Consider the following 24707-nt stretch of genomic DNA (forward strand, 5'->3'; position numbering starts at 1 on the left):
TGACAGGAACCTCACTCGGTATCGACGACCCAGGTTTCCTTGAGTGCGGCCTCTTCCCAGACTTTCCAGGCCTCGGTTGCCTTCATGGCTTCGCTGTATTTGCTCACCACAGGGTCGTTGGATAGCTGGTAGGTCTCGAAACGGCTGACGACGGGCGCATACATGGCGTCGGCAATCGTGAAATCGCCAAACAGGAAAGGACCGCCTGATGATGCCAGGCATTCTTTCCAGACGGTCACGATGCGGTTGACCTCACCCTTAACCGCGTCGCTGACGGCTTTTACCGCCACAGGGCGCTGCATGTTCATGGAACATTCGCTGCGAAGAGCGGTGAAACCGGAATGCATCTCCGCCGAGATGGACCGTGCCCAGGCGCGCTTGGCCTTGTCCTTTGGCCACAGGCCTTTGTCCGGAAAGCAGTCGGCGACATATTCCAGGATCGCCAGGCTGTCCCACACCGTCAGGGTACCATCCTTGAGAACCGGTACTTTTCTGCTTGGTGAAAATGCCGCGAATTCCGGATTTCCATTTTCGAAATCGAAAGGAACCAGGGTCTCCCGGAATGGAATATCCTTGTGCCTGAGAGCGATCCACGGCCTGAAAGACCAGGAAGAGTAGTTCTTGTTTCCGATGAAAAGTTCGTAGTCCGACATTGCTGGGCCCTTTTCCGAAACCCGGCAGAAATAACCATGTGTCACCGGGTAGTCTTTTCCTAGGAAGTTCGGCTTCCAGCTTCAAATTCAATAAGTTCATGAGATTCATCAGGGTTTTTAATATCCCCTCTCGGCACAATTTTTGCTTGCATATTTGACAATGCCTGCAGCCAGAAAGAGGATCTGATGACATCTGCTCTGCCGCCCACGCCTTCCGTGTCACCGCAATCCGCCAAGGCGCCCCAAAAGCAGCCAAGCGAAACCGAAAGCCGGTTTCTGCAATTCCGCAGCATTCTTGCGGAACAATATGCAGAGTGGCGTGAACTGCCTGAAGAAGAGCGAATTCGGCACAAGTATCTTGAAGATCACGGGCTGACCGAACTCGGTCTGGACAACCTTTCCCCCAGAAACAGGGCTGTTCACGAAGAAAAGATCGCCGAATTGACCAAGCAGCCGGTTGTCTCGCCGACACCCTATCGTGGGGCAGATGCAGGGGATGCGCTTTCCCGCCCGGTGATTACCCTGCAATCCGTTCTCGACGTTCACGACGCTTCCCGGGAAGCTGAAGCAGCAGAGGCAACAGCCGACTCAAAGGCCTGATTTCTGCCCTTCGGCCGACATTTGGTTCAGGGTGGCATGCTTCTACAGCACGAAGAAAGGGCCTCAGGGAACAGTCAGGTTTCCACAATGACTTGACGCTTCCCCAACGACATGCCGGAAAAATTGAAAATTCGGCGAAATCACGCTGTGTTTTTTTCGTAGGCATGCTTGAAATTTGAACCGAAGTGTATGGAATAGAGCGCTCGGGCAAGAAGGCGGGACGAACCCGCTTGCGCCGCGAAGAAGATATTAGGGGAACAAAATATGCGTGTATTGCGTATGGCTGCGGCCGCAGTAGCAGTACTGGCTGCCGTGAGTGGCGCTGAGGCGAAAGACTGGTCAAAGGTGCGTATCGGCACCGAAGGCGCTTATCCTCCGTTCAACTCCCTGACCGCAGACGGCCAGCTGATAGGTTTCGACATCGATATTGCCAAGGCACTCTGCGAAGAAATGAAAGTCGAGTGCGAATTCGTTACCCAGGACTGGGACGGCATGATCCCCGCCCTTCAGGCTGGCAAGTTCGACGCCGTGATCGCTTCCATGTCGATCACCGAAGAGCGCAAGGAAAAGGTCGACTTCACCAACAAGTACTACAACACCCCGCCGGCAATTGCCGTGCCGAAGGATTCCGCTCTGACCGGGACGTCAGATGAAGACCTCAAGGGTGTCGCACTTGGTGCACAGTCCTCCACCACCCACTCCAACTATGCTGAAGAAAAGCTGCCGTCCGCAGACCTGAAGCTTTATCCGACGCCGGATGAATACAAGCTCGACGTTGCCAGCGGCCGTGTCGATGCCGTCATTGACGACGTTGTGGTTCTGTCCGATTGGCTGGCGACCGATGACGGTGCCTGCTGCAAGCTGCTGGGCACCCTGACGCCGGATCCGGTGATCAACGGTGAAGGCGCCGGCATTGCCATCCGCAAGGACGACGGCGAGTTGAAGGAAATGTTCAACAAGGCCATCGAAGGCATCCTGGCGAACGGCAAGTACAAGGAAATCAACGACAAGTACTTTACGTTCGACGTTTACGGCGGCTGATTGGCCTCCAGTTGATCGCATTCCGGTGTAGCGCGCCCTGTGCGCTGCACCACCTGCAGGGAAAAATCCCGCAGTACGGCCGGAGGGGCGGCCGGAATAACAACGACAAACAGAAAGAAGCGCCGGCTTATGAATGAAGCTTTGACGCTACTCTCCTTCGGACCAGAGGGTTGGGGAGACGAAATTGCCTGGGGCGTGGTTGTAACCGTCTGCCTGGCAATAGTGACTTTGCCGTTCGGATTGTTTCTGGGATTTCTGATTGCGCTTGCGAAAAAGTCATCGGAACCCAGCTTGCGCCTGGCGGCCAATATCTACACCACTCTTTTCCGGGGCTTGCCGGAACTGCTGACCTTGTTCCTGGTTTACTTCGGCCTACAGATCGCGATACAGGTCTTGCTGAAGATGGCCGGCTTCGACTTCTATTTTGAAGTCAATTCGTTTGTCGCCGGTGTCATCGCACTGTCCTTCGTCTTTTCTTCCTACGCTTCCGAAGCGTTTCTTTCCGCCTTTCGCGGGATCCCGCAGGGACAATACGAAGGCGGATATGCGCTTGGACTGTCGAAAGGCAAAACCCTTCGACTGGTGGTACTGCCGCAATTGATCCGGCTCGCACTGCCCGCACTTGGAAACAGCTGGCTCGTCCTTCTCAAGGACACCTCGCTCGTTTCGGTGGTCGGCTTGTCTGACGTCATGCGCCAGTCCGGGATCGCCGCAAGGGTGACCAAGGAACCCTTCATGTTCTTTGGCATCGCCTGCCTGATCTACCTGGTCCTGGCAATGATATCGTCCACCGGTCTCGTGCGTATCGAGCGCTGGAGCAAACGCGGAGATACGGCACGATGATCTCCGCTAACCCCGCCACAGGCCTGAAACGGCCGCCCGCACCGCCCCGGGGCTGGACCAAGACGCGAATTCTCGGCCATGTCCTCATGGCGCTCTGGATCGTCTCCGGTGCCTGGCTGCTCTACTATCTGGCGATAAACGTCGCCAGTCCTTTCGTGCTGAAGTATTGGCCCGAGTACCTCAGCGGTTTTCTGGTTACCCTTCAGATCGTCGGCCTGTCGTTGCTGATAGGTGCGGTGCTGAGCGTGCCCATCGCAGCTGCACGAGCGTCGAAATGGTGGCTTTTATCGAAGCCTGCCTATTGCTTCGTCTATTTCTTCCGCGGCACACCGCTGCTGGCACAGACCTTCCTTGTCTACTATGGCGCAGGCACCTTCCAGGCACAGCTGGAGGCAGTCGGCCTGTGGGGTCTTTTCCGGGAAGCCTGGTTCTGCGTGATCTTCGCGTTTTCACTGAACACCTCCGCGTATCAGGCCGAGATCCTGCGCGGTGCCATTCAAAACGTGCCCAGAGGTCAGTGGGAAGGGGCTGCTGCTCTCGGCCTCAACAAGCAGATCACCTTCTTCAAGATCATCCTGCCGCAGGCACTGATCGTTGCTCTGCGGCCCTATGGCAACGAGATCATTCTCATGCTCAAGGGTTCCGCCATTGCGGCAATCGTGACGGTGTTCGATCTGTTTGGAGAAACCAGACGGGCCTACTCGAGATCGTATGATTTCCAGGCCTACATCTGGGCAGCGGTGATCTATCTGTTCCTGGTAGAGATGCTGCGCCGTCTGTGGGACAAAATCGAAGCACGCCTGACGCGGCACCTGATACGCTGAGCAGACTTTCAGCGTTCGAATTAATTGGGCCGGACTTTTCAAGTTCCGGCCCGTTTTTCTGTGACCTTTCCCGCCTTCGCCTTCTCGATATTCCTTTGGAGGCAAGTCGGCACCGCTCTCCCAAATGGATTGATTTCATTTGATTATCGAAGCAGACGGCGATAACCCGAAGGGACCCCCATTCACGGAGCTCTCCCATGCCGAAAACGCCCTCCATTGCCCATGGCCTTCACCTCGACAGCCTGCTGGCCCATGGTGGTGGCGGTTTTGATGCGGCAACAGGCGCCATCGTGCCGCCGATACAGACTGCTACCACATTCGTGCGTGACGAAACCTATGAGCTGGTCAACCCGGGTCATATCTACAGCCGTGACGACAATGCGCTTTTCAAGAAGACCGAAAAACTGATCGCCGCTCTTGAAGGGGGAGAAGACAGTCGGCTGTTTGCATCCGGCATGGCTGCTGTCGCCGCCGTCGCCCGCATCGTCAAGCCAGGCGGCACACTGCTTGCCCAGTCCGGCATTTACTGGGGGACCACGTTGTTCCTGCGCAAGATGTGTGCACGCAACAACATTGCCCTCGTAGAAGCTGATGCAAGCGACCTTCAGTCCTTCCAGGACGAGATAGCCGTCACTCGCCCGGATCTTGTCTGGCTTGAAGTGCCCAGCAATCCGTTTTTGAAGGTCGCCGACATCAAGAACATCGCCAACCAGTGCAAACAGGCGGACGCTCTGCTTGCCGTCGATGCGACCGCCGCAACACCACTGATCCTCAAGCCTCTGTCGCTCGGAGCAGACCTGGTAATGCATTCGGCGACCAAGGCCCTCAACGGTCATTCAGACCTTCTGGGTGGCGTCGTCACAACCGACAATGCCGGCAGCGAAGCCTGGGCGTTTCTGACCGAGGAACGCAAGTTGGCCGGCGCCGTGCTCGGTTCGTTCGAAACCTGGCTTTTGCTCCGGGGCCTCAGGACACTTGCCTTGCGTGTGGAGCGCATGAACATATCGGCACAGGTTTTCGCGGAACACTTCGAAAAACACCCGAAAGTGGAGGCGGTGCTTTATCCCGGCGTCAAGAGCCACCCTCATCACGAACTTGCAAAAAGCCAGATGACCGGCGGTTTTGGCTCGCTCATGTCCATTCAGGTCAAGGGCGACAAAACGGCCGCCCTGAATGTCACCGGTGCGCTTGACCTGTTCCAGCGAGCAACCTCCCTCGGCGGCACCGAGAGTCTTGTCGAGCATCGTTTCACCATCGAGGGCGAAGGCTCCGGCATTCCGGAGAACCTGTTGCGGCTGTCCATCGGCATCGAGCATTGCGACGACCTGATTGCGGACATGGAGCAGGCCCTCACTGCAATCTGACGTCTGCCCAGGCTAATCGGCGAGCTGTTCGGCGCGCATGGCCCTGAGCCAGCTCATGAAGGCCTTGAGTGGTGGACGGTTGACACCGGGGCGGGTCACCAGATGGTATCCCGTCCCCGGATAAACGCCGTCTTCAAATAAGACCCTGAGGTTACCCGCCTCGATTTCAGGTTCGACAAAGGTCTTGGCAGTGGCTGAAATACCATCGCCCCGCCGCAAACCTTCCAGCACCATATAGCCGGGCAAATGGGTGATGTTGAGCTTGCCCTTGGGCACGACGCCCTGGCGCTCCAGCCAGATGGTCAATTCGTTGGTGCCGTATTCCTGCAACCAGGGAAACTCCAGGAGATCTTCAGGGCTTTCGATCTTCTTGTCTCCGATCAGGCAATTGGCACCGATCACCGCAAAATTCGTCGGGATGAACAGTTCCGATTCAAGCCCAGTCCAGTTGCCCTTGCCGAAGCGGATCGCCAGGTCGACGCCACCAGGTCTGAGTTCAACCACTTCGGCCGTCGGATTGAGCATCAGTTCGATGTCGGGATGCTTGTGCCGGAAATCGCTGATCCGTGGCATCAGCCAACTTATGGCAAAGGACGGCGTCATGGTGATGTTGAGCGGACGGACCAGATCTTCCCGCGTCAATTCATCGACTGTCTCCCTGATGATTTCAAAGCCTTCGCTCAGACCTTCAAAGAGCTGCTTGCCTTCAGGGGTCAATGCAATGCCCCTGCCCTCACGGACAATCAGTTTCAACCCCAGAAACTGCTCCAGAGCCTTGACCTGCTGACTGACGGCCGCGTGAGTGACGTTCAATTCTCTTCCCGCGGCCGAGAGACTGCAGGTCTCGGCAACGGCAGTAAAGGTTCTCAGACTGTTCAGGGATGGGAGAGATCGCCAATCCATATGTAATTTCACCTTACATTTTGAAAATCTTCCTGACTGGCATCAGCAGCCATAAACAGCCACATTACTCTCACACAACGCAGCGAGAGGATGTAAGCATATGTTTGATATTTACGCACGTAGCTTCCTGGAAGCAACCCGGTTCTCCAGCAACACTCGTCCGGATCCACGCACCCAGCGGCACCTGGACGCCCAGTCGGCGAAGCGGGAACGTCATTTGCGGCTCTGGCAGCGCGGGCCCTATTGGATCTAAGCTGACAGCAAGAGGCAAATGGCCTAAAACCATGATGAACCAGTTCAATTAAAGGCCCGGCTCGTACCGGGCCTTCGCATGCGAAGGGAGCGTCGTCATGGCAAAGGTTGCATTTATCGGTCTGGGCGTCATGGGATATCCGATGGCCGGATACCTGAAAACCAAGGGTGGGCACGACGTCACGGTCTATAACCGCACGACTGCTAAGGCCGAGAAATGGGCTGCCGAATATGGCGGCAACTTCGCCAAGACCCCGAAGGAAGCAGCTGAAGGTTGCGACTTCGTCTTTTCCTGCGTCGGAAACGACGATGATCTGCGCTCCGTCACGACCGGCGAAGATGGTGCCTTTCATGGATTGAAAGAAGGCGCAATCTTTGTCGACAACACCACCGCGTCTGCCGAAGTTGCCCGTGAGCTTTATGCAGCGGCCAAGGACAAGGGCTGCGGCTTCATCGATGCTCCGGTTTCCGGTGGCCAGGCAGGTGCCGAAAACGGCGTCCTGACAGTAATGTGCGGCGGAGATCAGGATGCTTTCGACAAGGCCAAGCCGGTCATCGAATGCTTCGCAAAATTCGTCGGTCTGATGGGAGAAAGCGGCGCAGGGCAATTGACCAAGATGGTCAACCAGATCTGCATTGCCGGCCTGGTGCAGGGCCTTTCCGAAGCCATCCACTTTGCCAAGAAAGCGGATCTCGACGTCGCAAAGGTCATCTCCGCAATTAAAGGCGGGGCTGCCCAATCCTGGCAGATGGAAAACCGGTGGGAGACCATGAATGCCGGCAAGTTCGACTATGGCTTTGCGGTCGACTGGATGCGCAAGGACCTCGGCATCTGCCTGAAGACCGCAAATGATACCGGTGCCCGCCTGCCTGTTACGGCGCTGGTCGATCAGTTCTATGCCGAAGTTCAGGCCATGGGTGGCAAACGTTGGGATACGTCCAGCCTGATTGCCCGCCTGGAAAACGCCGACAAGTCATAAACGGGCACCCATATGCCCCAGGTTTCGGACACGACCTTCACGCTTGAAAACGTATTGAACGATCTGCGTGAAGCGGGAACAGAGCCGAACCGTGCTGGAATGGCGCGGTTCGGCATCGAAACAGATCGGGCCTTCGGCGTTCCACTCTCTGTGCTGCGTCCGTTGGCCAAATCCATAGGCCCCTCACCGGACCTTGCCCGGGAACTCTGGGCCAGCGGCTTTCACGAAGCGCGGCTCTTGGCAATCCTTCTGACCCCACCCAGGCACCTGGCACCCGAGCTCGCTCTTAATTGGCTGAACGACATCAATTCCTGGGATCTGTGCGATCAGCTCATGAATGTTCTTGCCCGGCGTGCCGGTTCAAATGAACTGGTTCCGGCACTTGCCGCAGACGAACGCGAATTTGTCCGGCGGGCCGCCTTTGCACTGATCGCCTGGCGCGCCGTCCACGCCAAGACAGCGCCCGAAACCGAGTTTCTGGACTACTTTCCCTTGATCCGCGCTGCTGCCACGGACGAGCGAAACTTTGTCTGGAAAGCGGTGCACTGGGCCCTCCGCCAGATCGGCAAACGCTCCTTGCCTCTGCATGGCGCCGCTCTCGCGATTGCCGAAGACCTGGCAACATCCGAAAACCGGACAGCCCGCAAGGTCGGCAATGCGGCTGCCCGGGAGCTTTCGTCCGAGAAGGTTCTGAACCGCCTCAACAAGGCTGCAGACATCTAGTCAAATGTTGCTGTCGATCAGTTGCGGACGACCGCTTACTGACCTGCCGCTTCCTTGGCGATGGCATCCAGCAAGGCATTCACCTCGCCGATAGCCGCCTTGGATTCCTCAGAGCCTGTTTCACCGAGGTGACGATATCCGACTGTTACGGTGCCAGGCTGGTCCGGCGTTTCGTAGACGAATACCGAATAGGGGCAATAGGCGATGTTCGCAGCGTCAGCCTCCATCACCTTGCGCGAGAGATTGGCCGAGCAGAACAACATGGCCTGCGCCTTGACGAAGATCTGCTTCTTACCACCGACATCTTGTGATGTGCGATCCAGCATGTCGCCTATGTGTGAGACGTAATCGATGACCAGGCCACGATTGACGATGGCATTTTCAAGATCGAAACGCACATCATCAAAGGCCGCTGAAACCTGGTAGACGGTAACGCCTTCCGGAATTGACTGGGCGCTGGCGGCTCCGGTGCCGCAAACTGCGAGGCCCACAAAAGCAATTGCGATCCGAAACGGCTTCCTGAAACTTTCAAACATGCGACGTCCTCCCGAGCATGAAGACCAGAATACTCCGCTCTTCATGCCCGCGCCATTGATACATCGCAAACTTTGAATATTTCCTCGACTATCTCCGGCTCAGATATCGACCTCGACTGTACCGATCGGATTCGAGCAACAGGCCAGAATGAAACCGGCCTCGATATCTTCATCGCTGATGCCGCCAGAGTGGACCATGTGAACTTCACCGGAGAGTTTCTTCACCTTGCAGGTGCCACACACACCGAACGTACAGCCCGACGGGATATTGAGCCCTGCATCCTTTGCAACTGCCAGAACCGTGTCGGTTTCCGAACACCAGGAAGACACCTTGGAGTTGGCAAAGACGATCTGGGCCTGCACGTCGTCCTGAGGTACGACGTCATCGAACTCTGTCAGTTCAGCCTTGGTTTCTGCGGGCGCCTGGAAGCTTTCCTGGAAATAGTTTTCCATGTTGAAACCGAGCGAGTTCAGAATCTCGCGTACGGATTCCATGAAGCCTTCGGGGCCGCAGCAATAGACTTCGCGCTCCAGATAGTCGTTGCACATCAGGCCCAGCATCAGCTGGTTGAAGTGCCCGCGATAACCGGTCCAGACCTCGTAAGGATCGCTCTTCGTGACGACGAAGTGCAGTTGCAAACCGTTTACGCGGCTCGCCATGTACTCAAGCCGCTTGCGGAAGATCAGATCAACAGGCCGCGTTGCGCACTGGATGAAACAAATGTCCGGATCCTCACCGCGCTCGAAGAGCGTCGTCGCCATCGACATCATGGGCGTAACGCCGGAACCGGCTGAAATGAACAGGTACTTGTTGTCCGGATTGCGCGGCAGATGGAATAGCCCAGCCGGTCCATAAGCCTTGATCTGCATGCCGGGAACAAGGTTCTCCAGCATCCATTTCGTACCGACGCTGTCCTGCTGGACCTTTACCGTTACGGAGATATAGGCATTGGTCACCGGCGAAGAGGAAATCGTATAGGTGCGTTGAACGTTTCCGCCAGGCACCGGGAGATCGAGCGTGATGAACTGGCCGGCCCGATAGACGAAAGTCGCGCCTGATGGCGGACGGAAGGTGAAGGTTTTCACCCCCGGCGCCTCGGGCAGAACACTCACGCATTCCAGAACTTCACTGTCGGACCAGACCGGCGTATCGCGTCCGGGCATCGGGATCATCGTACTACTCCGCCGCGACACGGAAACGGCCCATCAGACCGTTTTCCAGGGTTCGGGCGTACCAGTCGACGAACTGGATGACGCCGCTTTCCTGAGCCGGAGAATACGGCCCCGGTTCATAGGCCGGCGACTTGATGCCGATCTGGTTTTCCTCAACGATCTGACGATCCTCATCGTTGGTGTGGACCCAGACTTCCGTCAGCCGCTTGAGGTCGTAGTCAACCCCTTCCTGAGCGTCCTTGTGCACCAGCCAGGTGGTTGTCACCTCGGTTTCCATGGGACTGATCGGCAAAACACGGAAAGTCAGCACCTGGTCGGACAGGAAGTGGTTCCAGGTGTTCGGATAATGGAAGAACAGGCAAGACCCCGCGTTGTCGAAGGGCACGGACCCGATACGCTTGGAAACGGCTGCCTTGCCATCCATGGTGTAGCTGACCGCATCTCCCAGGAACGGAATGCGCACGAAACGCCATTGCTCGGACGGCGAAATCAGGAACCTGGACGGAAGCCCTGCGCCTTCGCAACGTTCCACATGCGCCTTGCCGACGTTGGAAGAGGTTGAATCGTCACCACCCACGAGGTTGGGATCGTCCGGGAATGTCCGGCATAGCGACGGATGAGACCCGGAGCAGTGATAGCACTCGCGGTTGTTTTCCAGAACAAGCTTCCAGTTGCCCTGCTCGACGATGGTCGACTGGTGGGCAACCTTGAGGTTGGAAAGGTCGTGCGGACCGAGATAGCGTTCAGCCTGCTTTTCCAGTTCCGTGGTGTCGGGAGCAACGGCAGCAAGGCAGATGAACACCATGCCTGAAACGGTCACGCAGTGTACGGTCTTCAGTCCATGGTTTTCCGGCTTGAACTCCGGCCCCATTTCGCGCGCCCACAGAAGCTTGCCGTCGAGTTCGTAGGTCCACTGGTGGTACGGACAGACCAGCTTGGGCGCAGAACCTTTGGATGCTGCACAAATGCGGCTGCCGCGGTGACGGCAGGAATTGTGGAATGAGCGAATGACACCGTCGGCTCCACGCACGATGATGATGTTGTAATCACCGATCTGAAGCGTGACGTAATTTCCCGACTTCGGCAGCTCGGCAGACGGAATGGCGAAAATCCATTCCTTCTGCCAGATGTTCTTCAGGTCCGCCTGGTAGACGTCGGCATCGGTATAGAAGGCCTGGGGCAAAGAATACCCGGCTCGTCGGCCCATCAGAAGTGTTAGAATTTCCGCATCGCTGAACATGGTGACACATCCTCTTTGGCCGAGTCTCCCGGCCTGTCCTTGCCGGGAACGTTAGGCCCACCCGACCCCACCGCCGTAGCGCAAAAGCGTCATTTGGTTATCCATGTAAGACGCTGCCCAAATTTTCCGCGTGCGGTGCAGCATCACGTCAAATGTCCTTGACCAAGCGTAACGCATCATAGATTGCCGCATGGGTGTTGCGAGCCGCAACCGCGTCGCCAATGCGGAAAAGCGCGAATGTGCCATCCGGGTTGGCCTCGAGAGGCTGCGGGCGGCCAAAAATCAACGCTTCCTGCTGAACTGCACCAAGGTTTTTCGACATCGGCTTCAGCTCGAAATAGAGTTCGTCCATCGGTATTGTACCGTGATTGACGACGATTTGGTCGAATTCCCGCTCTTCCGTGTGGCTGGAATAGTCTGTTCCGACGACAGCGGTGATCAAGTTCCCGGAACGCTTTGCAGCTTTCAGGCGGTAGGTGACCGTGAAGCGAACGTCCTTGTCCTGCAGCGATCGCATGTAAGGCACCAGGTTCATTGCCATGACATCCGGGGCGAAGGACCTGTCCGGCGTCATGATCTCCACATGAGCGCCGGATTTTGCGATCATCTCGGCCGCCTGAAGTGCGGGATGATCACCAGCATCGTCGTAGACGAGTACACGTTTGCCCGGCTTGACGTCGCCAGCAATGATATCCCAGGCAGAGACAACAAGATCATTGCCTTCGCTCAGGACTTCCGTATGCGGCAAGCCTCCTGTTGCGACGATCACCACATCCGGGTTTTCTCCTGCGATATCTTCTGCTTCTGCAAAAGTGTTGAAACGGAACTTCACGTCTTTCGCCAGGCACTGGTCCATTCGCCAGTCGATTATGGAGATCATTTCGCGCCTGCGCTCGGATTGCGCTGTCAGCCGGACCTGACCACCGGCATGTGGCGCTGCCTCGAACACGATCACATCGTGCCCCCGTTCGCCTGCAACGCGCGCCGCTTCCATGCCGGCGGGCCCTGCGCCAACGACGACCACCTTCTTTTTCGTGTCCGCGAGTGGGATCTCGTGGGGCATGGTCAATTCCCGACCGGTTGCCGGGTTGTGGATGCAAAGTGCATCGCCAGCCTGATAGATGCGGTCGAGACAATAGGTTGCTCCCACACAGGGGCGGATATCCCCTTCCCGCTTTTCGGCAATTTTCCTGACCACCATCGGGTCGGCCATATGTGCCCGCGTCATGCCGACCATGTCCAGAAGCCCTTCAGCAATGGCATGGCGCGCTGTTGCGACATCGGGGATCTTGGCTGCATGGAAGGTCGGCATGCCGACTTCCTTCTTGATGCGGCCGGCGAAATCCAGATGCGGGGCGTTGCGCATGCCCTGAACGGGAATCACGTCGGTGAGCCCCGGATCAGTGTCGATGTGGCCCCGAATGACATTGAGGAAGTCGACCTGTCCCGTAGCCTTCAGGCGACGGGCAATTTCAAGACCTTCGTCTTCCGTGATGCCTCCGTCCAGATCCTCGTCCGCAGTAAAACGGATGCCCAGAATGAAGTCGTCACCAACCCTCTGCCGAACCGCCTCGATGACTTCGAGTGAAAAGCGCATCCGGTTTTCCAGTGAACCACCGTACGGCCCATCCAGCGTGTTGGTGACCGGAGACCAGAACTGGTCCATCAGATGACCGTAGGCCTGTAGCTCTATGCCATCCATCCCGCCGGCCTTCATGCGTTCCGCCGCGTCGGCATAGTCGGCGATGATGCGGGCGATGTCCCACTCTTCGACCTGCTTGGGAAAGGCCCGGTGCGCCGCTTCACGTTCATGGCTGGACGAAACCGCGGGCAACCAGTCACCCTTGTTCCAGTGTGTCCGGCGACCAAGATGGGTCAGTTGGATCATCACCGCACAATCGTGTTCGTGGCAGGTATCCGTGAGCCGCTTGATCCACGGCACGACTTCGTCCTTGTAGGCAAGGATATTGTTGAAGACGGGCGGCGAGTTGCGAGAGACGGCTGCGGAGCCGGCGGTCATGGTCAGTGCGACACCGGCCTTTGCCCGAACCTCGTGATAGGCGCGATACCGGTCTTTTGGCATGCCATCCTCAGGATAGGCAGGCTCGTGCGACGTGATCATGATCCGGTTTTTCAGCGTTAAATGTTTCAGCTGATAGGGCTGCAACAACGGATCTTTCGACATCTCTTTCCTCTCCGGGCATTCCACCGCGTCACGGATTTCCTCAGGTTTGCAAAGATTAATTCCCACCGATCAACTTTGAAAAGTCTGAAAAGCGACATAGGTGTCGCTTTTGTCGACATTGGTGTCAATTTTGATTGTCGGCAAGCCGGAGCTTTGTTATCGCAAGCACATGAGCGACCTATTGATCGAAAAAACGTCCGGTTGGCGCGGCACACGTGAAATCTGGATCGAAGCTGCCTACCAGGCGCTGATTGAACATGGCATTGATGCCGTCAAGGTGATGCCCCTGGCCGACAGGCTCGGTCTGTCGCGGACCAGTTTCTATGGCCATTTCTCAGACCGGAACGACCTGCTCGACGCCTTGATCACCCAGTGGCAAACGAAAAACACCGGCAATCTGGTGAAACGGACCGAGGATTACGCGGAGACAATCACCGAGGCGATCCTGAACCTTTTCGATTTGTGGCTACTGCCGGAGCTGTTCGATTCCCGGCTGGAATTTGCGATGCGCAACTGGGCACACGCGGATCCGGACCTGACGCCCATGCTGGAAGAAGCCGACCGGGTGCGGATTGAGGCTTTTACGGCGATGTTCGAACGTTTTGGCTATGAACACGCCTCGGCCGACGTGAGAGCCAACACCATGTATCTGACGCAGATCGGCTATATCTCCATCGTCAAGGATCGGCCGAGCGAGCCGCTTGGCCCCAGGCTTCAGCGCATGCCCCACTACATCGAGATCTTTACCGGGAAAACCGTATCCGATGCGGAATTCGCCAGGTTTCGCGCGCGCCATCCGCTGGGTCCCGGTGAGACTGAATGATTATGGGTGACCAAGACCCGAGTTGATCCTATCCTGCCCCGACAAGGAAGGATCATGACCACCTCGCAAGATGCCTCACCGCCCTCCTCCTCGGTTCCCCCCGGCATTGATGCCGGTTTCTGGCGCCGGACAGCACCGCCGGACTTGCGCAGCCTTTTCACCGACATCATCGGCTACGAAGAGCGAAACCCGCAGACGAACAGGCAGGTTGAAACCGCCTCGCTGACCATTCCGCTCATCCTGAGTTTCGGCGATCCGTTTGAAATCGCACTCGGTCAGCATCCAACCGCTGAAAATGAGCGTCCCACCTTTCTGGCTGGGCTCAGTAGTTCTCCGGTTTTCATTCAGTCAAATGGCCGTGCCAAATGCCTGCAGATCAACTTTACTCCCGTCGGTGCCCGTCATTTTTTCCGGTTCCCAATGGACCTGCTGACGGACCAGATGTTGCCGTTTGCCGATGTCGCGGAACCGGAACTGGCTGAATTTGTCCGCCGGATCGAGGATCTGACAAGCTGGAATGCGCGGCTTGATCTTGCCCTTGCCTACGTCATCAAACGCCTACGGCAAGACACCGTCCAACTGACCCCGGCGGACCATGTGTTGCGACGGCTACTTGAAACCGGAGGCCAGGTCTCAGTCACATCGTTGGCTAAGGAGATTGGCTGGAGCCGAAAGCACCTGGCACAAAAATTTCGGAAGGATATCGGCCTTCGACCCAAGACGGTTGCCCGGGTGATCCGCTTCGGCAAGGTGCTCAAACATGCTCAGAACTGCTTCGACATCGACTGGGCCGGCTTGGCGGTCGATTGTGGTTACGCCGATCAGGCCCATCTCATTCGGGACTTTTCCGAGTTTTCCGGTCAGTCACCGGAAGTCTGGCGCGCACGGCTGCTGAATGGCACTGCCAACACCTGGTAGGTAACAAAACTTCAATCCCGCAAAATCGCGAAGAGCTATCACCTCCTTCATCAAAGGAGGTACGAAATGTCTCATGAAGCAAGCAGAATTTATCCCGTTTTCCGGTTCGGCAATGCCAATGCCATGATCAAGTGGCTCGCAGATTCATTCGGGTTTGTCGAACACGAAGTGCACAGGGACGACCACGGCACTGTGGTGCATGCAGAGCTGGCTTTCGGATCAGCCATGATCATGGTCGGTCAGGCCCGCGAAGACGCTTTTGCAAAGATCATCGGGCATCCGGACGGCCCTTGCGGCAAGGCAATTTACCTGGCGGTGGAGAATGCCGACAAACTGTTCGACCGCGCCACTGCGGCTGGGGCGACAGTCCTGGAGGGGTTGACGAACCGGGACTACGGCAGCCGGGAATTCATTTGCCAGGATCCTGAAGGAAACATCTGGAGCATCGGCACCTATTGGCCCAAAACGTCCACGTGAACCAACCAGAAGACCGAATGAACCTGAGGGGTTCGCTGGCCGGAACGGATCGTGTTGCCGGCCAGTTTACTTGTCCCGGTCGGGTTTAGGCTTTTCCGGTGCAACATAGCTGAGCGGCAAGGCCGTCGTGTTCTTGATCTGCTCCATTGCGAAAGTGGTCGAGACATCCGAAATGTCGATCCGGGAAATCAGCTTCTTGTAAAAGGCGTCATAGGCCTCGATGTCCGGCACGGCGACACGCAACAGATAGTCGACCTGACCTGCCATCCTGTAGAATTCGACCACTTCGGGAAACTCCCGGATGACATCGGCGAATTTCTTCAGCCAGTCTTCGGAGTGCTGGCTCGTGGTAATGGCGACGAAGGCCGTTACCTTCGCATTGACCTTTGCCGGGTCCAGCAAGGCGACGCGACCGGTGATGACCCCGTCTTCTTCCATTTTCTGAATGCGCCGCCAGCACGGCGTGGTCGACAGCCCCACCCTGCGGCCGATTTCAGCCACCGGAACGGTACAATCTTCCTGGAGAATGGACAGGATGCGACGGTCGATACGATCAATCATGAATTCAAGATCCGGCCAGGAGCAACAGAGATTCCCGACCGCGCAGACCGCAACATGTTGGGAAATCATTTTCATTGAAGATAAAAACTCGTAACTGAGTTTCAATGAAAATGTCAATTCTCACCGAAATGAGAATTATTTTCGAATTCCAGCAATTAGGGCACCATTGTAAGTCGCTGAACCTCGCCTCTCAGAACCGGCAGCAGCTCGGTTTCAAACCACGGGTTCTTTCTCAGCCACGCATTGTTGCGCCAGGAAGGATGCGGCAATGGCAGGACCGCCGGTTTGCCGTCCATCTGCCGAGCAAAATGCTGACGCCAGTTCGACACTGTCTCGGTAAGGGATTTCTGCCGATTTGACCCGAGATGATAGGCTTGGGCGTATTGGCCGATAACCAGCACCAGTTCTATCTGCGGCATGGCAGCAAACAAGCGGTCATGCCAGGCCTTGCGGCATTCGGTGCGCGGCGGCAGATCGCCCCCTTTTGCGTCCAGTCCAGGAAAACAAAACCCCATCGGCACGATGGCCAGTTTACCGGCGTCGTAGAAAATATCCTCGTCGATGCCCATCCAGTTTCTCAACCGGTCACCTGAGGGATCGGTGAACGGTCTGCCGCTCTGGTGAACGCGTGTGCCTGGCGCTTGTCCGCAGACACAAAGCCTTGCTGTTCCAGACACTTGCAGAACTGGTCTGGGCTCATGCGGTAACACCGACTTTTCAGGGTTCTCGACGCAGATCCGGCACGACCGCACGTCAGCCGCAAGTCTGTCGAGTGTTTTGGAATTCGTCTTTTCTGACAATGAGTTGCACCTTGGCACAGCCTGTTAACACTTCCCTTACCACGATCTTGAGGATGATCTTAAGGAATGGTGAGTCAGGTTGAATAAACACGCGGCAGCGCGATAACAAAATCAAAACTTTGGGCAGCAAATGGCATCGGTTGCGTCAGAAACCGGCGACGACAAAGTCACCATCAACGAACAGCGCGCCAAGCGTCGTCGTGAGATGGCGCGCTCGGCCAACGATGTGCGCAGCCGCCTTGGTACGCCTGAAAACTGGTACACGTCTTTCGATCTGGAACGGCAGCATCTGTTTGCCGACACCCGCATCAACGCTGCCTATGCGGTCCCCCTTCTCGCCCTGATCGTTGCCGCGATCTCCGTTCTGTGGATCAACCCGCTCTTCATCGGCGCCTGGTTTACGGCGACGCTTTGCACCCACTTCATGATGGTGATTACCAGCCATTCCTACGAGAAGGCTCCTTCCGACCAGAAAGCCCGCATCTACTGGCGGCGCAGGTTCGCCTTTGGTGACTTCGTCTACGGCTGCAGCTGGGCCAGCTTCTTTCTGCTGCCTCAGACCAGCGAATCCGGCGACGGATTTGTCATCTTTCATTTCGCGACGCTGCTGATCGTGGTTGCCATGAACACGATGCAGTCGGCCACCCTGCCGAAATGCCTGCTTGCCAGCACCTTGCCCATGACACTGATCGTCACCGTCAGCTTCCTGCAGCAGGTGAACCCGATCCACTATACGCTCGCCGCCATGGCGATCGGCGCGCAGGGTTTCTTCCTGATCCTGGGCAACCAGCTTCTGAAGAACGCCAACACGATGCTGGAATACCGGGCCGACAAGGATCACCTGATCGCCGAGTTGGAAACTGCGAACGCGATGTCGGACGAAGCGCGCCGCCGCGCAGAAGCTGCCAACCTTGCCAAGTCCCGCTTCCTGGCCACGATGAGCCATGAACTGCGGACACCGCTCAACGCCATCCTCGGATTTTCCGAAATCATGAAGGATGAAGTGCTCGGCAAGATGCACAACAAGAACTACCAGTCCTATGCCGAAGACATTCACGGCTCGGGACAACACCTGCTCAACCTGATCAACGAAATTCTGGACCTGTCCCGCATCGAGGCCGGTCGGCACGAATTGCACGAGGAACCGATCTTCCTGGACGATATCGTCGAGGAATGCGGGACCATGATGAAGGTTCGGGCGAAGGCCAAGACGATTTCGCTTCACCACACTCACGAGCCGGACTTGCCGCGCGTTTGGGCGGACGAGCGAGCCCTGCGTCAGGTGGTGCTCAATCTCCTGTCCAACGCCGTGAAGTTCACACCGGTGAACGGCGAAGTCTGGATCAAGGTCGGACCAACGTCAGATGGCGGACAATACGTCTCGATAAAGGATACGGGCCCCGGCATTCCGGAAGACGAAATTCCGACCGTACTGGAAGCTTTCGGTCAAGGGTCTCATGCCATCAAGACGGCAGAACCGGGGACAGGTCTTGGCCTGTCCATCGTCCAGGCGCTGATCAACATGCATGACGGCAAGTTCTCGCTGAAGTCCAGGCCCGGCGAAGGCACTGAGGTGATCGTCACCCTGCCGAGAGCCAGGATCATGAACTATTCGCCGGATGTCATCTGGGTGGACCCGAACGACAAGGACAGCGGCGTACCCTCCGGCAAGGCAAGATCGGCCTGATCCGCATCAGCGGTTTCAGGCCGCTTCAATTTCAGAAAGAGCTTCAGTCGTCTTTTTCGGACACACCGGCGTCCGCAAAGGTGGCCATGCCGGAGTGCATTTCGGCGGCTGCCTTGGCAATACCTGCTGCGAGCGCAGCACCGGAGCCTTCACCCAGACGCATGCCAAAATCGAGCAGCGCATCCTTGCCCATGTGCTCGAGCACCTTCGCATGGGCCTGCTCTGCCGAAACATGGGCGAAGAGGCAGTGGTCGAGACCGGCCGGGTCCATCGCATAGACAACAGCAGCAGCAGCCGTCGTGACAAAGCCATCGACAATCACCGGAACGCGCTGCAGGCGTGCGGCAATGATGAGGCCGGTCATGGCAGCAATCTCACGGCCACCGATGCGACGCAGGATCTCCAGCGGATCACGTTCGCCGTTCAGTCGAGCAACTGCTTTTTCGACAGCATCGCGTTTGCGGGCAAGGCCCTCGTCGTCAACGCCGGTACCGCGCCCGATCCAGTCTTCAGCCTTGCCGCCGAACAGCGCATTGATAACCGCAGCAGCGACTGTGGTGTTGCCGATCCCCATTTCGCCAAGACAGATCAGGTCAATCCCGCCGGCGAGCGCTTCCATGCCGTATGCCATGGTCGCAGCGCAATTGGCTTCGTCCATCGCGTCTTCCCGCGTGATGCTGGGGGTCGGCATATCGACCGCCAGGTCGAATACCTTCAGACCGATGTCGTATGCCCGGCAGATCTGGTTGATTGCAGCACCGCCAGCCGCGAAGTTCTCGACCATCTGCCGGTTGACCGCACTTGGAAACGCGGACACGCCTTCATCCGCAACCCCATGGGCGGTCGCGAAGATGCCGACCATCGGCCGCGTAATCTTCGGCGGTGCCTTGCCAGACCAGGCAGCCAGCCATTCGGCAATTTCCTCAAGCCTTCCGAGCGAACCGGCAGGTTTGGTCAACTCCGCATCCCGGGCCTTCACCCTCGCGAGCGCATCCTCGTCCGGCCCCGGCATGGATTTCACCAGATTGCGGATATCGTCAAAGGGCAGCGCGGTCTCGGAGAGGGACATGTTCTTTTGGTTCCGGTTGTTCGCGGCCGTCGAGTGGCCACTTGGTCTCGCTTAGCCGCTGTTCTATAACTTCGCCCGGTAAAAACTCAAGCACGGGACCGGCCTGATGAGCTCTGAAACCGACCAAGAGCCTGATTCACAGGTTGAAACGCGGTCCAGGAAAACCCGGGATCAGCACCAGGTCTGGCTGCACGGGGGCAAGGCACTCGCCGCGGACACGGCAGCTTGCGTACGATTCTTCTCCCGGCTGCCGCTGCCTGCAGTCAACACCGAAGACGACCCGATGTCCCCTCCGGACTTTGTTCGGATCGCCCGTGCAGCGCCTCTGGCAGGTGCAATCATTGCCCTGCCCGCGGCCGGCGTCGGTGTTGCGCTCGGTTTCACTCAACTGCCACTTCTGGCCGTTGCAGTTCTCCTGACCGCGGTTCTTGCGGCAACAACCGGAGCTCTTCACGAAGATGGCTTGAGCGACGTAGCCGACGGCTTCTTCGGCGGTGCAACCCGCGAAAGACGCCTCGACATCATGAAGGACAGCCGCATTGGAGCCTTTGGGGCTCTCGCCCTGATGATCTCGGTACTCCTGCGCGCCGTCCTGCTTGCAGCGCTTTGGCAAAAATTCGGACCGGCTGATGCGGCGCTGCTTTTTCTGGCGGGAGAAGCCCTCAGCCGGATGCTGCTTGTCTGGCAGTGGCAATGTCTGCCATCTGCAAGACCCGAAGGGCTCGGAGCTCGCTTTGGAAAGCCGTCCCGTTCAACCGTGCAACAAGCTTTTCTTGTGACCTTGCCCGTGATGCTGCCTGCGTTCTTCCTGCTCTCCCTGCCGACCTTGCTGCTGGCCCTTGTCATCGCCATCGCTGCGGCACATGCGACCGGTCGGCTTGCCGTGGCCAAGATTGGCGGAGCCACTGGCGATGTTTTAGGCGCAGTTCAACAACTCACTGGTCTTGGCTTTCTTGCAGGGATGCTTATGGTGCCGTGAGTATCGGATAGAGGCCTTGGTGGCGGGAATAGCTCACATGTCAGTATCGGGCAATTCAGTTAGACGAGAAGCAACAGGTTTGCGCGCAGCAACCCTGTTGATCGTTTTTGCCATCTTGTCCGCCTGTTCCGGAAGGCCGGAAGTCGGAGCGCTCGCGCTCAACGAGGACCCGGTCGTTGGTGCCAGGGTAAATGATATCCTGATCGTCACCACCCGCCAGCGGGACGACCGCCCCGACACCTATTTCAGCGGTGAGCGTTCAGCCGCGGTCAATTACGCGGAAGCCTCGATTTCGGTACCGCCTTCTCACAAACCGGGACAGATCGAGTGGCCCGAAAGTCTGCCGGGTAACCCCAAGACCGACTTCGTTGCGCGCAAGGCCGACTACATTGCCGACAAGGCCGCCTTCCGGCGTTCCGTCAACGCCAGGCTTGCCAGTTTGCCGCGCGGCGAACGCGACATAATGCTGTTCATTCACGGCTACAACACGCGCTTTCCGGAAGGGCTTTACCGGTTCGCGCAGATTGTCAACGACAGTCAGTTCCAGGGCGTCCCGGTTCTGTTTACCTGGGCCTCACGCGGCAAGCTTCAGGATTACGTCTACGACCTCAACAGCGCCGCGATTGCTCGTGGAGCCCTTGAAGAAACGCTTGTGGAACTTGCCAAGACCAATGCCGACAACATCACCATTCTCGCCCACTCCATGGGCAATTGGCTGTTGATGGAAACCGCGGTACAGGCACGACCGGAAAACCGCCGGCTTGTCGCAAAGCATGTCAACGACATCATTCTGGCGGCGCCCGACATCGATATCGACCTCTTCAAGACCCAGCTCAAGCGAATTGGCCCGATGCCCCGACCATTTACCGTTATCGTTTCGCGTGACGACAAGGCCCTGCGCATCTCGCGCACCATCGCAGGCGGCAAGGAACGTGTCGGGGCTTTCTCCAACGATCAGGAACTGGCGGAACTCGGTGCTGTCGTTATCGATGTGACCGAGCTTGAATCGCTGGACAGCACGAACCATTCGAAATTTGCACAGCTTGCACAGCTGCAGCCTGACTTGCGCAAGGCACTCGGCAGCTCCGCACTCGGGTCCGGTGCCGACCACAACCGTGGCGCCAATCTTGGCGATGACCTGGGGTCCTTTGTGGGCACGACGGCACAGGCAGCAGTTACCTTGCCGATCAAGGTCATCACCGCGCCGTTCACCTATGCGTCAGGCGGCTATTGATCCGGTCATTATTCGCTGTTTTCCGCCCAATACAGTCTTGGCAACGCCACAATCTGCGGCCATATGCGCTTCATGAAGTCACCTTGTATCAACATCTGCCAGATCGACGCCAAATCAGGCCTTTGCGCAGGCTGTCTGCGCACTCTTGACGAAATCGCGTCCTGGGCGAGTTACAGTGAGGCCAAGCGCAACCAGATCCTCGCAGAATTGGCGAACCGACCTCAGCCGACCACTGAGCCCGGAGTGCGCGGATGAACAATCCCAGAAACTACCGCGGCCTGATGGTCGTCATTCTGGTGCTGGTCATGGCAGTTGCCGCTTTCTATGCGTTTTTTGGTGACCCGACCGACCCGGCGAATGTCAACTTCGATGACACTGGCCCCCGGGTTGTTGCCCTTTCCGCACTCGCCTTCGTTTTTCTGGCCAGTTTCCTGTTCGGCCAGCCGAAAGCCCGCGAAATCCTGCATGGCACGGTTTTCTGGGGTGGGTTCTGTGCCCTGCTCGTTGTCGGCTATGTCTACAAGGCGGAACTGGTTCAGGCGGGTTACCGCGTTCTTGGGGCACTGGCACCCGGACTTGCCGTGACCCAGCCCGACGGCACCATTCTGATTGTCCGCGATGCTGGCGGGCATTTTGTGTTGGATGGACGCATCAACGGTGCCCGTGCAGAGTTTCTGCTTGATACAGGCGCCAGTGCCGTTGTCCTGACCTATGAAGACGCGCTGCGTGCCGGCTATCGGCCACAAGACCTGACATTTTCAGTACCGGTTTCCACCGCCAACGGCCGTGCACTGGTCGCCCCGGTGAAGATCGACACGATCACGATCGGCGATCACACGCTGCGCAACATCCGCGGTTTCGTCGGGCGCCAGGGGACGCTCGATTCCAGCCTTTTCGGCATGACCGCACTTGATCATCTGCGCAGTTGGCGCATCGAAGGCGACAAGTTGATCATGACGCCTTGAGCGGATCGGGAACTGCGCGATAATCCTACTCGGCTGCCGCCAGTTCGGCTCCTGCAGGACTGACCGCTGCAAGCGCCTTTTCGACCACTTCCAGACCAGCACCGGGCTTGATCGCCTCCACTGTCAGAATGCGCCGCCAGGACCTCGCCCCCGGACGCCCGTGGAACAGGCCCAGCATGTGCCGCGTCATATGTGCCAGCTTTACGCCCTTGCCCAATTGATCCTCCAGATAAGCCATATGCGCCTTCACCGCATCCCAGGGCGAGACGTCCGGCCCGCTGGCGCCATAGAGCCGCCGGTCGACCTCTCCCATGATCTGCGGAGTGTGATAGGCAGCGCGGCCAAACATCAGGCCATCCAGGGTCTCCAGGAATGGTTCCGCCTGGTCCAGCGTCTGCAAGCCACCGTTGAGGCCGATGAACCTGTCCGGCAGACGCTGCTTCAGGCGCAGAACCCGCTCATAGTCGAGCGGCGGAATGTCCCGGTTTTCCTTTGGGCTGAGTCCCTTGAGCCAGGCCTTGCGCGCGTGCACCCACAAGGCATCTGCACCCGCAGCAAAAACGGCATCTGCCATGGCGTCAAGCGCCACTTCAGTGTCCTGTTCGTCGACACCGATCCGGCATTTCACGGTTACGGGAATATCGACGGCGGCCTTCATGGCTTCGACACATGCCGCCACCAATGCCGGTTCTTCCATCAGGCACGCGCCGAAGCGGCCGGATTGAACCCGGTCGGACGGGCAACCGACGTTGATATTGACCTCGTCATAGCCAAAATCAGCAACGGTCCGCGCGGCTTCCGCCATGTCCTTCGGATCGGAACCGCCCAACTGACAGGCAACCGGGTGCTCAATATCGGAAAAGCCTAGCAGATGCTGCCGGTCGCCATGGATCACCGCTCCAGTCGTCACCATCTCCGTATAGAGCAGCGCATGCCGCGTCAGTTGCCGGTGAAACGCGCGGCAATGGCGATCCGTCCACTCCATCATGGGGGCGATGGAAAACTTATGCTCTTGATACTGTTGCATTTTTCTTCAACTGCAAGGAACTGGCTCCGGACGTCCACCGTCCAGGATGGACAGGCCGCGTGTCGCGTCGTCCAAGCTTGTTCTCATGTCGATCGACTTTAGTAGACGCGAAATAACAAATTTCGCGGCTTTTCAAAAGCTCCGCTTTTCACAAAGGGTAATTTCAACGTCCCTTGCGTCTATTCCCCCAAAGACCGCCAGCGCGACACGCCAGTGCCCTGAACGCCGGCTGATCTGGAAGGAACTGGCCGGACGGCGGAGGTTGGGCGGCGCAGAAATTGCGATGTCCCGATCGTCAGCCAAGGTAAAGCTGACGGTGGTCAGATCGGCTGTAATGCCCAGGCCAACAGCTTTCAGATACGCCTCTTTCAGCGTCCAGAAATCCAGAAATCTGGAGGTCTTGTGAGCTCCTTCAACCTTCGCCAGCTCTTGTCTTTCTCCGGGTGAACAAACGTCGCGCATCAACATGTCTACTTCGACCGTGCGCTGATCCGTTTCCGCATCAATGCCGATCACGCCTTCCCTTGTCACGGCGCACGCAACCAGGCCACGTGTATGCGTCAGGCTGAAGTCGAGTTCCGACCGACCGGCGACTGCCGGCTTTCCCGTAGCCATTGGCGCGAACTGCCAGTCGCGCGGTGCCGTACCTGGTTCCAGATCACTCAAGGTTTTCCGCAGCAACCCATGTGCAAGCGCGTAGTCCTTCCGGTCCTGATCGAAATGAAACGCATGAAACCGCTGAAGTTCATCCTCCGAGAGAATTTCCAGCGCAGATTCGAGATCCTCGGAGCTGCAGCCGGTCGTCTCCAGAATGATCGCCTTGGTGCCTGGCAAGTTAACTCCCGGAACT

General features: G+C 57.6%; 27 protein-coding genes. 16 read left to right on the top strand and 11 right to left on the bottom strand.

Annotation, left to right across the window (positions count from 1 at the left end):
* Positions 1–11: 11 nt before the first annotated feature.
* A complete protein-coding gene (locus HCG46_RS18180; protein WP_168686994.1) occupies positions 12–653 on the bottom strand; it encodes a glutathione S-transferase family protein in 642 nt (213 codons plus the stop codon).
* 186 nt (positions 654–839) lie between these two features.
* On the opposite strand from HCG46_RS18180, the gene HCG46_RS18185 reads away from it, so the two are divergent.
* The 5 genes from HCG46_RS18185 (at position 840) to HCG46_RS18205 (ending at position 5325) form a co-directional block, all read left to right on the top strand.
* Positions 840–1253 (top strand): hypothetical protein, encoded by a 414-nt coding sequence (locus tag HCG46_RS18185; RefSeq protein WP_055653860.1) that lies wholly within the window; start codon positions 840–842, stop codon positions 1251–1253.
* A gap of 264 nt (positions 1254–1517) precedes the next feature.
* The gene (locus HCG46_RS18190) at positions 1518–2294 is read left to right on the top strand and encodes an ABC transporter substrate-binding protein (RefSeq protein ID WP_031268815.1); all 777 of its coding nucleotides are present in this window, start codon (positions 1518–1520) and stop codon (positions 2292–2294) included.
* 129 nt (positions 2295–2423) lie between these two features.
* Entirely contained in the window at positions 2424–3137 is a 714-nt protein-coding gene (locus tag HCG46_RS18195; RefSeq protein ID WP_031268816.1) for an ABC transporter permease, read from the top strand.
* Complete coding sequence (locus HCG46_RS18200) at positions 3134–3961, top strand: ABC transporter permease (protein ID WP_022999479.1); 828 nt, start codon at positions 3134–3136, stop codon at positions 3959–3961. The genes HCG46_RS18195 and HCG46_RS18200 overlap by 4 nt, the downstream gene beginning before the upstream one ends.
* A 197-nt stretch (positions 3962–4158) precedes the next feature.
* On the top strand, positions 4159–5325 hold the full coding sequence (locus HCG46_RS18205; RefSeq protein ID WP_168686995.1) for a PLP-dependent aspartate aminotransferase family protein: 1167 nt from the start codon (positions 4159–4161) through the stop codon (positions 5323–5325).
* Between the two features lie 12 nt (positions 5326–5337).
* On the opposite strand, the gene HCG46_RS18210 is transcribed toward HCG46_RS18205, so the two are convergent.
* Positions 5338–6228 carry a LysR substrate-binding domain-containing protein gene (locus tag HCG46_RS18210; protein ID WP_022999481.1) on the bottom strand — a complete coding sequence of 297 codons (891 nt, stop codon included), beginning with the start codon at positions 6226–6228 and terminating at the stop codon, positions 5338–5340.
* A 100-nt stretch (positions 6229–6328) separates the two neighbouring features.
* Here HCG46_RS18210 and HCG46_RS18215 point away from each other — a divergent pair, with 100 nt between their 5' ends.
* The 3 genes from HCG46_RS18215 to HCG46_RS18225 all read left to right on the top strand — a co-directional run bounded on the left by HCG46_RS18215 (position 6329) and on the right by HCG46_RS18225 (position 8183).
* Positions 6329–6481: a hypothetical protein gene (locus tag HCG46_RS18215; protein WP_022999482.1), complete on the top strand. Its 153-nt coding sequence runs from the start codon at positions 6329–6331 to the stop codon at positions 6479–6481.
* Positions 6482–6578: 97 nt separating this feature from the next.
* The gene (locus tag HCG46_RS18220) at positions 6579–7460 is read left to right on the top strand and encodes an NAD(P)-dependent oxidoreductase (RefSeq protein WP_022999483.1); all 882 of its coding nucleotides are present in this window, start codon (positions 6579–6581) and stop codon (positions 7458–7460) included.
* A 12-nt stretch (positions 7461–7472) separates the two neighbouring features.
* On the top strand, positions 7473–8183 hold the full coding sequence (locus tag HCG46_RS18225) for a DNA alkylation repair protein (protein WP_168686996.1): 711 nt from the start codon (positions 7473–7475) through the stop codon (positions 8181–8183).
* Between the two features lie 35 nt (positions 8184–8218).
* Here the strand turns inward: HCG46_RS18225 and HCG46_RS18230 are convergent, their stop codons facing one another.
* The 4 genes from HCG46_RS18230 to HCG46_RS18245 form a co-directional block, all read right to left on the bottom strand.
* Positions 8219–8719, bottom strand: a complete 501-nt coding sequence (locus HCG46_RS18230; protein WP_168686997.1) for a DUF302 domain-containing protein — start codon at positions 8717–8719, stop codon at positions 8219–8221.
* A gap of 99 nt (positions 8720–8818) precedes the next feature.
* Positions 8819–9892, bottom strand: a complete 1074-nt coding sequence (locus HCG46_RS18235; RefSeq protein ID WP_022999486.1) for a hybrid-cluster NAD(P)-dependent oxidoreductase — start codon at positions 9890–9892, stop codon at positions 8819–8821.
* Between the two features lie 4 nt (positions 9893–9896).
* Positions 9897–11132: an aromatic ring-hydroxylating dioxygenase subunit alpha gene (locus HCG46_RS18240; protein WP_168686998.1), complete on the bottom strand. Its 1236-nt coding sequence runs from the start codon at positions 11130–11132 to the stop codon at positions 9897–9899.
* Positions 11133–11280: 148 nt separating this feature from the next.
* The gene (locus tag HCG46_RS18245; RefSeq protein WP_168686999.1) at positions 11281–13317 is read right to left on the bottom strand and encodes an NADH:flavin oxidoreductase; all 2037 of its coding nucleotides are present in this window, start codon (positions 13315–13317) and stop codon (positions 11281–11283) included.
* Positions 13318–13486: 169 nt separating this feature from the next.
* Between HCG46_RS18245 and HCG46_RS18250 the strand changes: the two genes are divergently transcribed.
* From HCG46_RS18250 to HCG46_RS18260, 3 genes are all read left to right on the top strand, one after another.
* Positions 13487–14140 (top strand): TetR/AcrR family transcriptional regulator, encoded by a 654-nt coding sequence (locus HCG46_RS18250; protein ID WP_075283826.1) that lies wholly within the window; start codon positions 13487–13489, stop codon positions 14138–14140.
* Positions 14141–14194: 54 nt separating this feature from the next.
* Positions 14195–15058, top strand: a complete 864-nt coding sequence (locus HCG46_RS18255; RefSeq protein WP_168687000.1) for a helix-turn-helix domain-containing protein — start codon at positions 14195–14197, stop codon at positions 15056–15058.
* A gap of 66 nt (positions 15059–15124) precedes the next feature.
* Positions 15125–15535: a VOC family protein gene (locus HCG46_RS18260; protein WP_168687001.1), complete on the top strand. Its 411-nt coding sequence runs from the start codon at positions 15125–15127 to the stop codon at positions 15533–15535.
* A 66-nt stretch (positions 15536–15601) separates the two neighbouring features.
* Here HCG46_RS18260 and HCG46_RS18265 read toward each other — a convergent pair whose 3' ends face one another.
* The gene (locus HCG46_RS18265) at positions 15602–16093 is read right to left on the bottom strand and encodes an Lrp/AsnC family transcriptional regulator (RefSeq protein WP_031268819.1); all 492 of its coding nucleotides are present in this window, start codon (positions 16091–16093) and stop codon (positions 15602–15604) included.
* A gap of 158 nt (positions 16094–16251) precedes the next feature.
* Entirely contained in the window at positions 16252–16896 is a 645-nt protein-coding gene (locus HCG46_RS18270; RefSeq protein ID WP_168687002.1) for a uracil-DNA glycosylase family protein, read from the bottom strand.
* A gap of 130 nt (positions 16897–17026) precedes the next feature.
* Between HCG46_RS18270 and HCG46_RS18275 the strand changes: the two genes are divergently transcribed.
* Positions 17027–18583, top strand: coding sequence for a HAMP domain-containing sensor histidine kinase (locus tag HCG46_RS18275; protein ID WP_022999494.1), 1557 nt, complete (start codon positions 17027–17029; stop codon positions 18581–18583).
* A 43-nt stretch (positions 18584–18626) separates the two neighbouring features.
* Here the strand turns inward: HCG46_RS18275 and cobT are convergent, their stop codons facing one another.
* Positions 18627–19652, bottom strand: a complete 1026-nt coding sequence (cobT, locus tag HCG46_RS18280) for a nicotinate-nucleotide--dimethylbenzimidazole phosphoribosyltransferase (protein ID WP_055653840.1) — start codon at positions 19650–19652, stop codon at positions 18627–18629.
* Positions 19653–19758: 106 nt separating this feature from the next.
* Between cobT and cobS the strand changes: the two genes are divergently transcribed.
* From cobS to HCG46_RS18300, 4 genes are all read left to right on the top strand, one after another.
* Positions 19759–20631 carry an adenosylcobinamide-GDP ribazoletransferase gene (cobS, locus tag HCG46_RS18285; RefSeq protein WP_168687003.1) on the top strand — a complete coding sequence of 291 codons (873 nt, stop codon included), beginning with the start codon at positions 19759–19761 and terminating at the stop codon, positions 20629–20631.
* A gap of 79 nt (positions 20632–20710) precedes the next feature.
* Positions 20711–21865 (top strand): alpha/beta hydrolase, encoded by a 1155-nt coding sequence (locus HCG46_RS18290; RefSeq protein ID WP_208992404.1) that lies wholly within the window; start codon positions 20711–20713, stop codon positions 21863–21865.
* A gap of 72 nt (positions 21866–21937) precedes the next feature.
* Positions 21938–22120, top strand: a complete 183-nt coding sequence (locus tag HCG46_RS18295; protein ID WP_209009521.1) for a DUF1289 domain-containing protein — start codon at positions 21938–21940, stop codon at positions 22118–22120.
* Positions 22117–22830 (top strand): TIGR02281 family clan AA aspartic protease, encoded by a 714-nt coding sequence (locus tag HCG46_RS18300; RefSeq protein ID WP_062488963.1) that lies wholly within the window; start codon positions 22117–22119, stop codon positions 22828–22830. Before HCG46_RS18295 ends, HCG46_RS18300 begins: the two co-directional genes overlap by 4 nt.
* Positions 22831–22855: 25 nt before the next feature.
* Here HCG46_RS18300 and dusA read toward each other — a convergent pair whose 3' ends face one another.
* A complete protein-coding gene (gene dusA, locus HCG46_RS18305; protein WP_168687005.1) occupies positions 22856–23857 on the bottom strand; it encodes a tRNA dihydrouridine(20/20a) synthase DusA in 1002 nt (333 codons plus the stop codon).
* Between the two features lie 132 nt (positions 23858–23989).
* Positions 23990–24691: a 4'-phosphopantetheinyl transferase superfamily protein gene (locus HCG46_RS18310; protein ID WP_168687006.1), complete on the bottom strand. Its 702-nt coding sequence runs from the start codon at positions 24689–24691 to the stop codon at positions 23990–23992.
* Positions 24692–24707: the final 16 nt, after the last annotated feature.

Source organism: Labrenzia sp. PO1, from assembly GCF_012273635.1.
Lineage (GTDB): Bacteria > Pseudomonadota > Alphaproteobacteria > Rhizobiales > Stappiaceae > Roseibium > Roseibium algicola.

Excerpts from the sequence above, each read along its gene's own strand:
- HCG46_RS18205 (WP_168686995.1), top strand. The coding sequence starts at position 4,159 with ATGCCGAAAACGCCCTCCATTGCCCATGGCCTTCACCTCGACAGCCTG.
- HCG46_RS18235 (WP_022999486.1), bottom strand. The coding sequence starts at position 9,892 with ATGATCCCGATGCCCGGACGCGATACGCCGGTCTGGTCCGACAGTGAA.
- HCG46_RS18220 (WP_022999483.1), top strand. The coding sequence starts at position 6,579 with ATGGCAAAGGTTGCATTTATCGGTCTGGGCGTCATGGGATATCCGATG.
- HCG46_RS18245 (WP_168686999.1), bottom strand. The coding sequence starts at position 13,317 with ATGTCGAAAGATCCGTTGTTGCAGCCCTATCAGCTGAAACATTTAACG.
- dusA (WP_168687005.1), bottom strand. The coding sequence starts at position 23,857 with ATGCAACAGTATCAAGAGCATAAGTTTTCCATCGCCCCCATGATGGAG.
- HCG46_RS18230 (WP_168686997.1), bottom strand. The coding sequence starts at position 8,719 with ATGTTTGAAAGTTTCAGGAAGCCGTTTCGGATCGCAATTGCTTTTGTG.
- HCG46_RS18240 (WP_168686998.1), bottom strand. The coding sequence starts at position 11,132 with ATGTTCAGCGATGCGGAAATTCTAACACTTCTGATGGGCCGACGAGCC.
- HCG46_RS18255 (WP_168687000.1), top strand. The coding sequence starts at position 14,195 with ATGACCACCTCGCAAGATGCCTCACCGCCCTCCTCCTCGGTTCCCCCC.
- HCG46_RS18260 (WP_168687001.1), top strand. The coding sequence starts at position 15,125 with ATGTCTCATGAAGCAAGCAGAATTTATCCCGTTTTCCGGTTCGGCAAT.
- HCG46_RS18215 (WP_022999482.1), top strand. The coding sequence starts at position 6,329 with ATGTTTGATATTTACGCACGTAGCTTCCTGGAAGCAACCCGGTTCTCC.
- cobS (WP_168687003.1), top strand. The coding sequence starts at position 19,759 with ATGAGCTCTGAAACCGACCAAGAGCCTGATTCACAGGTTGAAACGCGG.
- HCG46_RS18275 (WP_022999494.1), top strand. The coding sequence starts at position 17,027 with ATGGCATCGGTTGCGTCAGAAACCGGCGACGACAAAGTCACCATCAAC.
- HCG46_RS18190 (WP_031268815.1), top strand. The coding sequence starts at position 1,518 with ATGCGTGTATTGCGTATGGCTGCGGCCGCAGTAGCAGTACTGGCTGCC.
- HCG46_RS18295 (WP_209009521.1), top strand. The coding sequence starts at position 21,938 with ATGAAGTCACCTTGTATCAACATCTGCCAGATCGACGCCAAATCAGGC.
- HCG46_RS18225 (WP_168686996.1), top strand. The coding sequence starts at position 7,473 with ATGCCCCAGGTTTCGGACACGACCTTCACGCTTGAAAACGTATTGAAC.
- cobT (WP_055653840.1), bottom strand. The coding sequence starts at position 19,652 with ATGTCCCTCTCCGAGACCGCGCTGCCCTTTGACGATATCCGCAATCTG.
- HCG46_RS18250 (WP_075283826.1), top strand. The coding sequence starts at position 13,487 with ATGAGCGACCTATTGATCGAAAAAACGTCCGGTTGGCGCGGCACACGT.
- HCG46_RS18210 (WP_022999481.1), bottom strand. The coding sequence starts at position 6,228 with ATGGATTGGCGATCTCTCCCATCCCTGAACAGTCTGAGAACCTTTACT.
- HCG46_RS18185 (WP_055653860.1), top strand. The coding sequence starts at position 840 with ATGACATCTGCTCTGCCGCCCACGCCTTCCGTGTCACCGCAATCCGCC.
- HCG46_RS18195 (WP_031268816.1), top strand. The coding sequence starts at position 2,424 with ATGAATGAAGCTTTGACGCTACTCTCCTTCGGACCAGAGGGTTGGGGA.
- HCG46_RS18200 (WP_022999479.1), top strand. The coding sequence starts at position 3,134 with ATGATCTCCGCTAACCCCGCCACAGGCCTGAAACGGCCGCCCGCACCG.
- HCG46_RS18300 (WP_062488963.1), top strand. The coding sequence starts at position 22,117 with ATGAACAATCCCAGAAACTACCGCGGCCTGATGGTCGTCATTCTGGTG.
- HCG46_RS18180 (WP_168686994.1), bottom strand. The coding sequence starts at position 653 with ATGTCGGACTACGAACTTTTCATCGGAAACAAGAACTACTCTTCCTGG.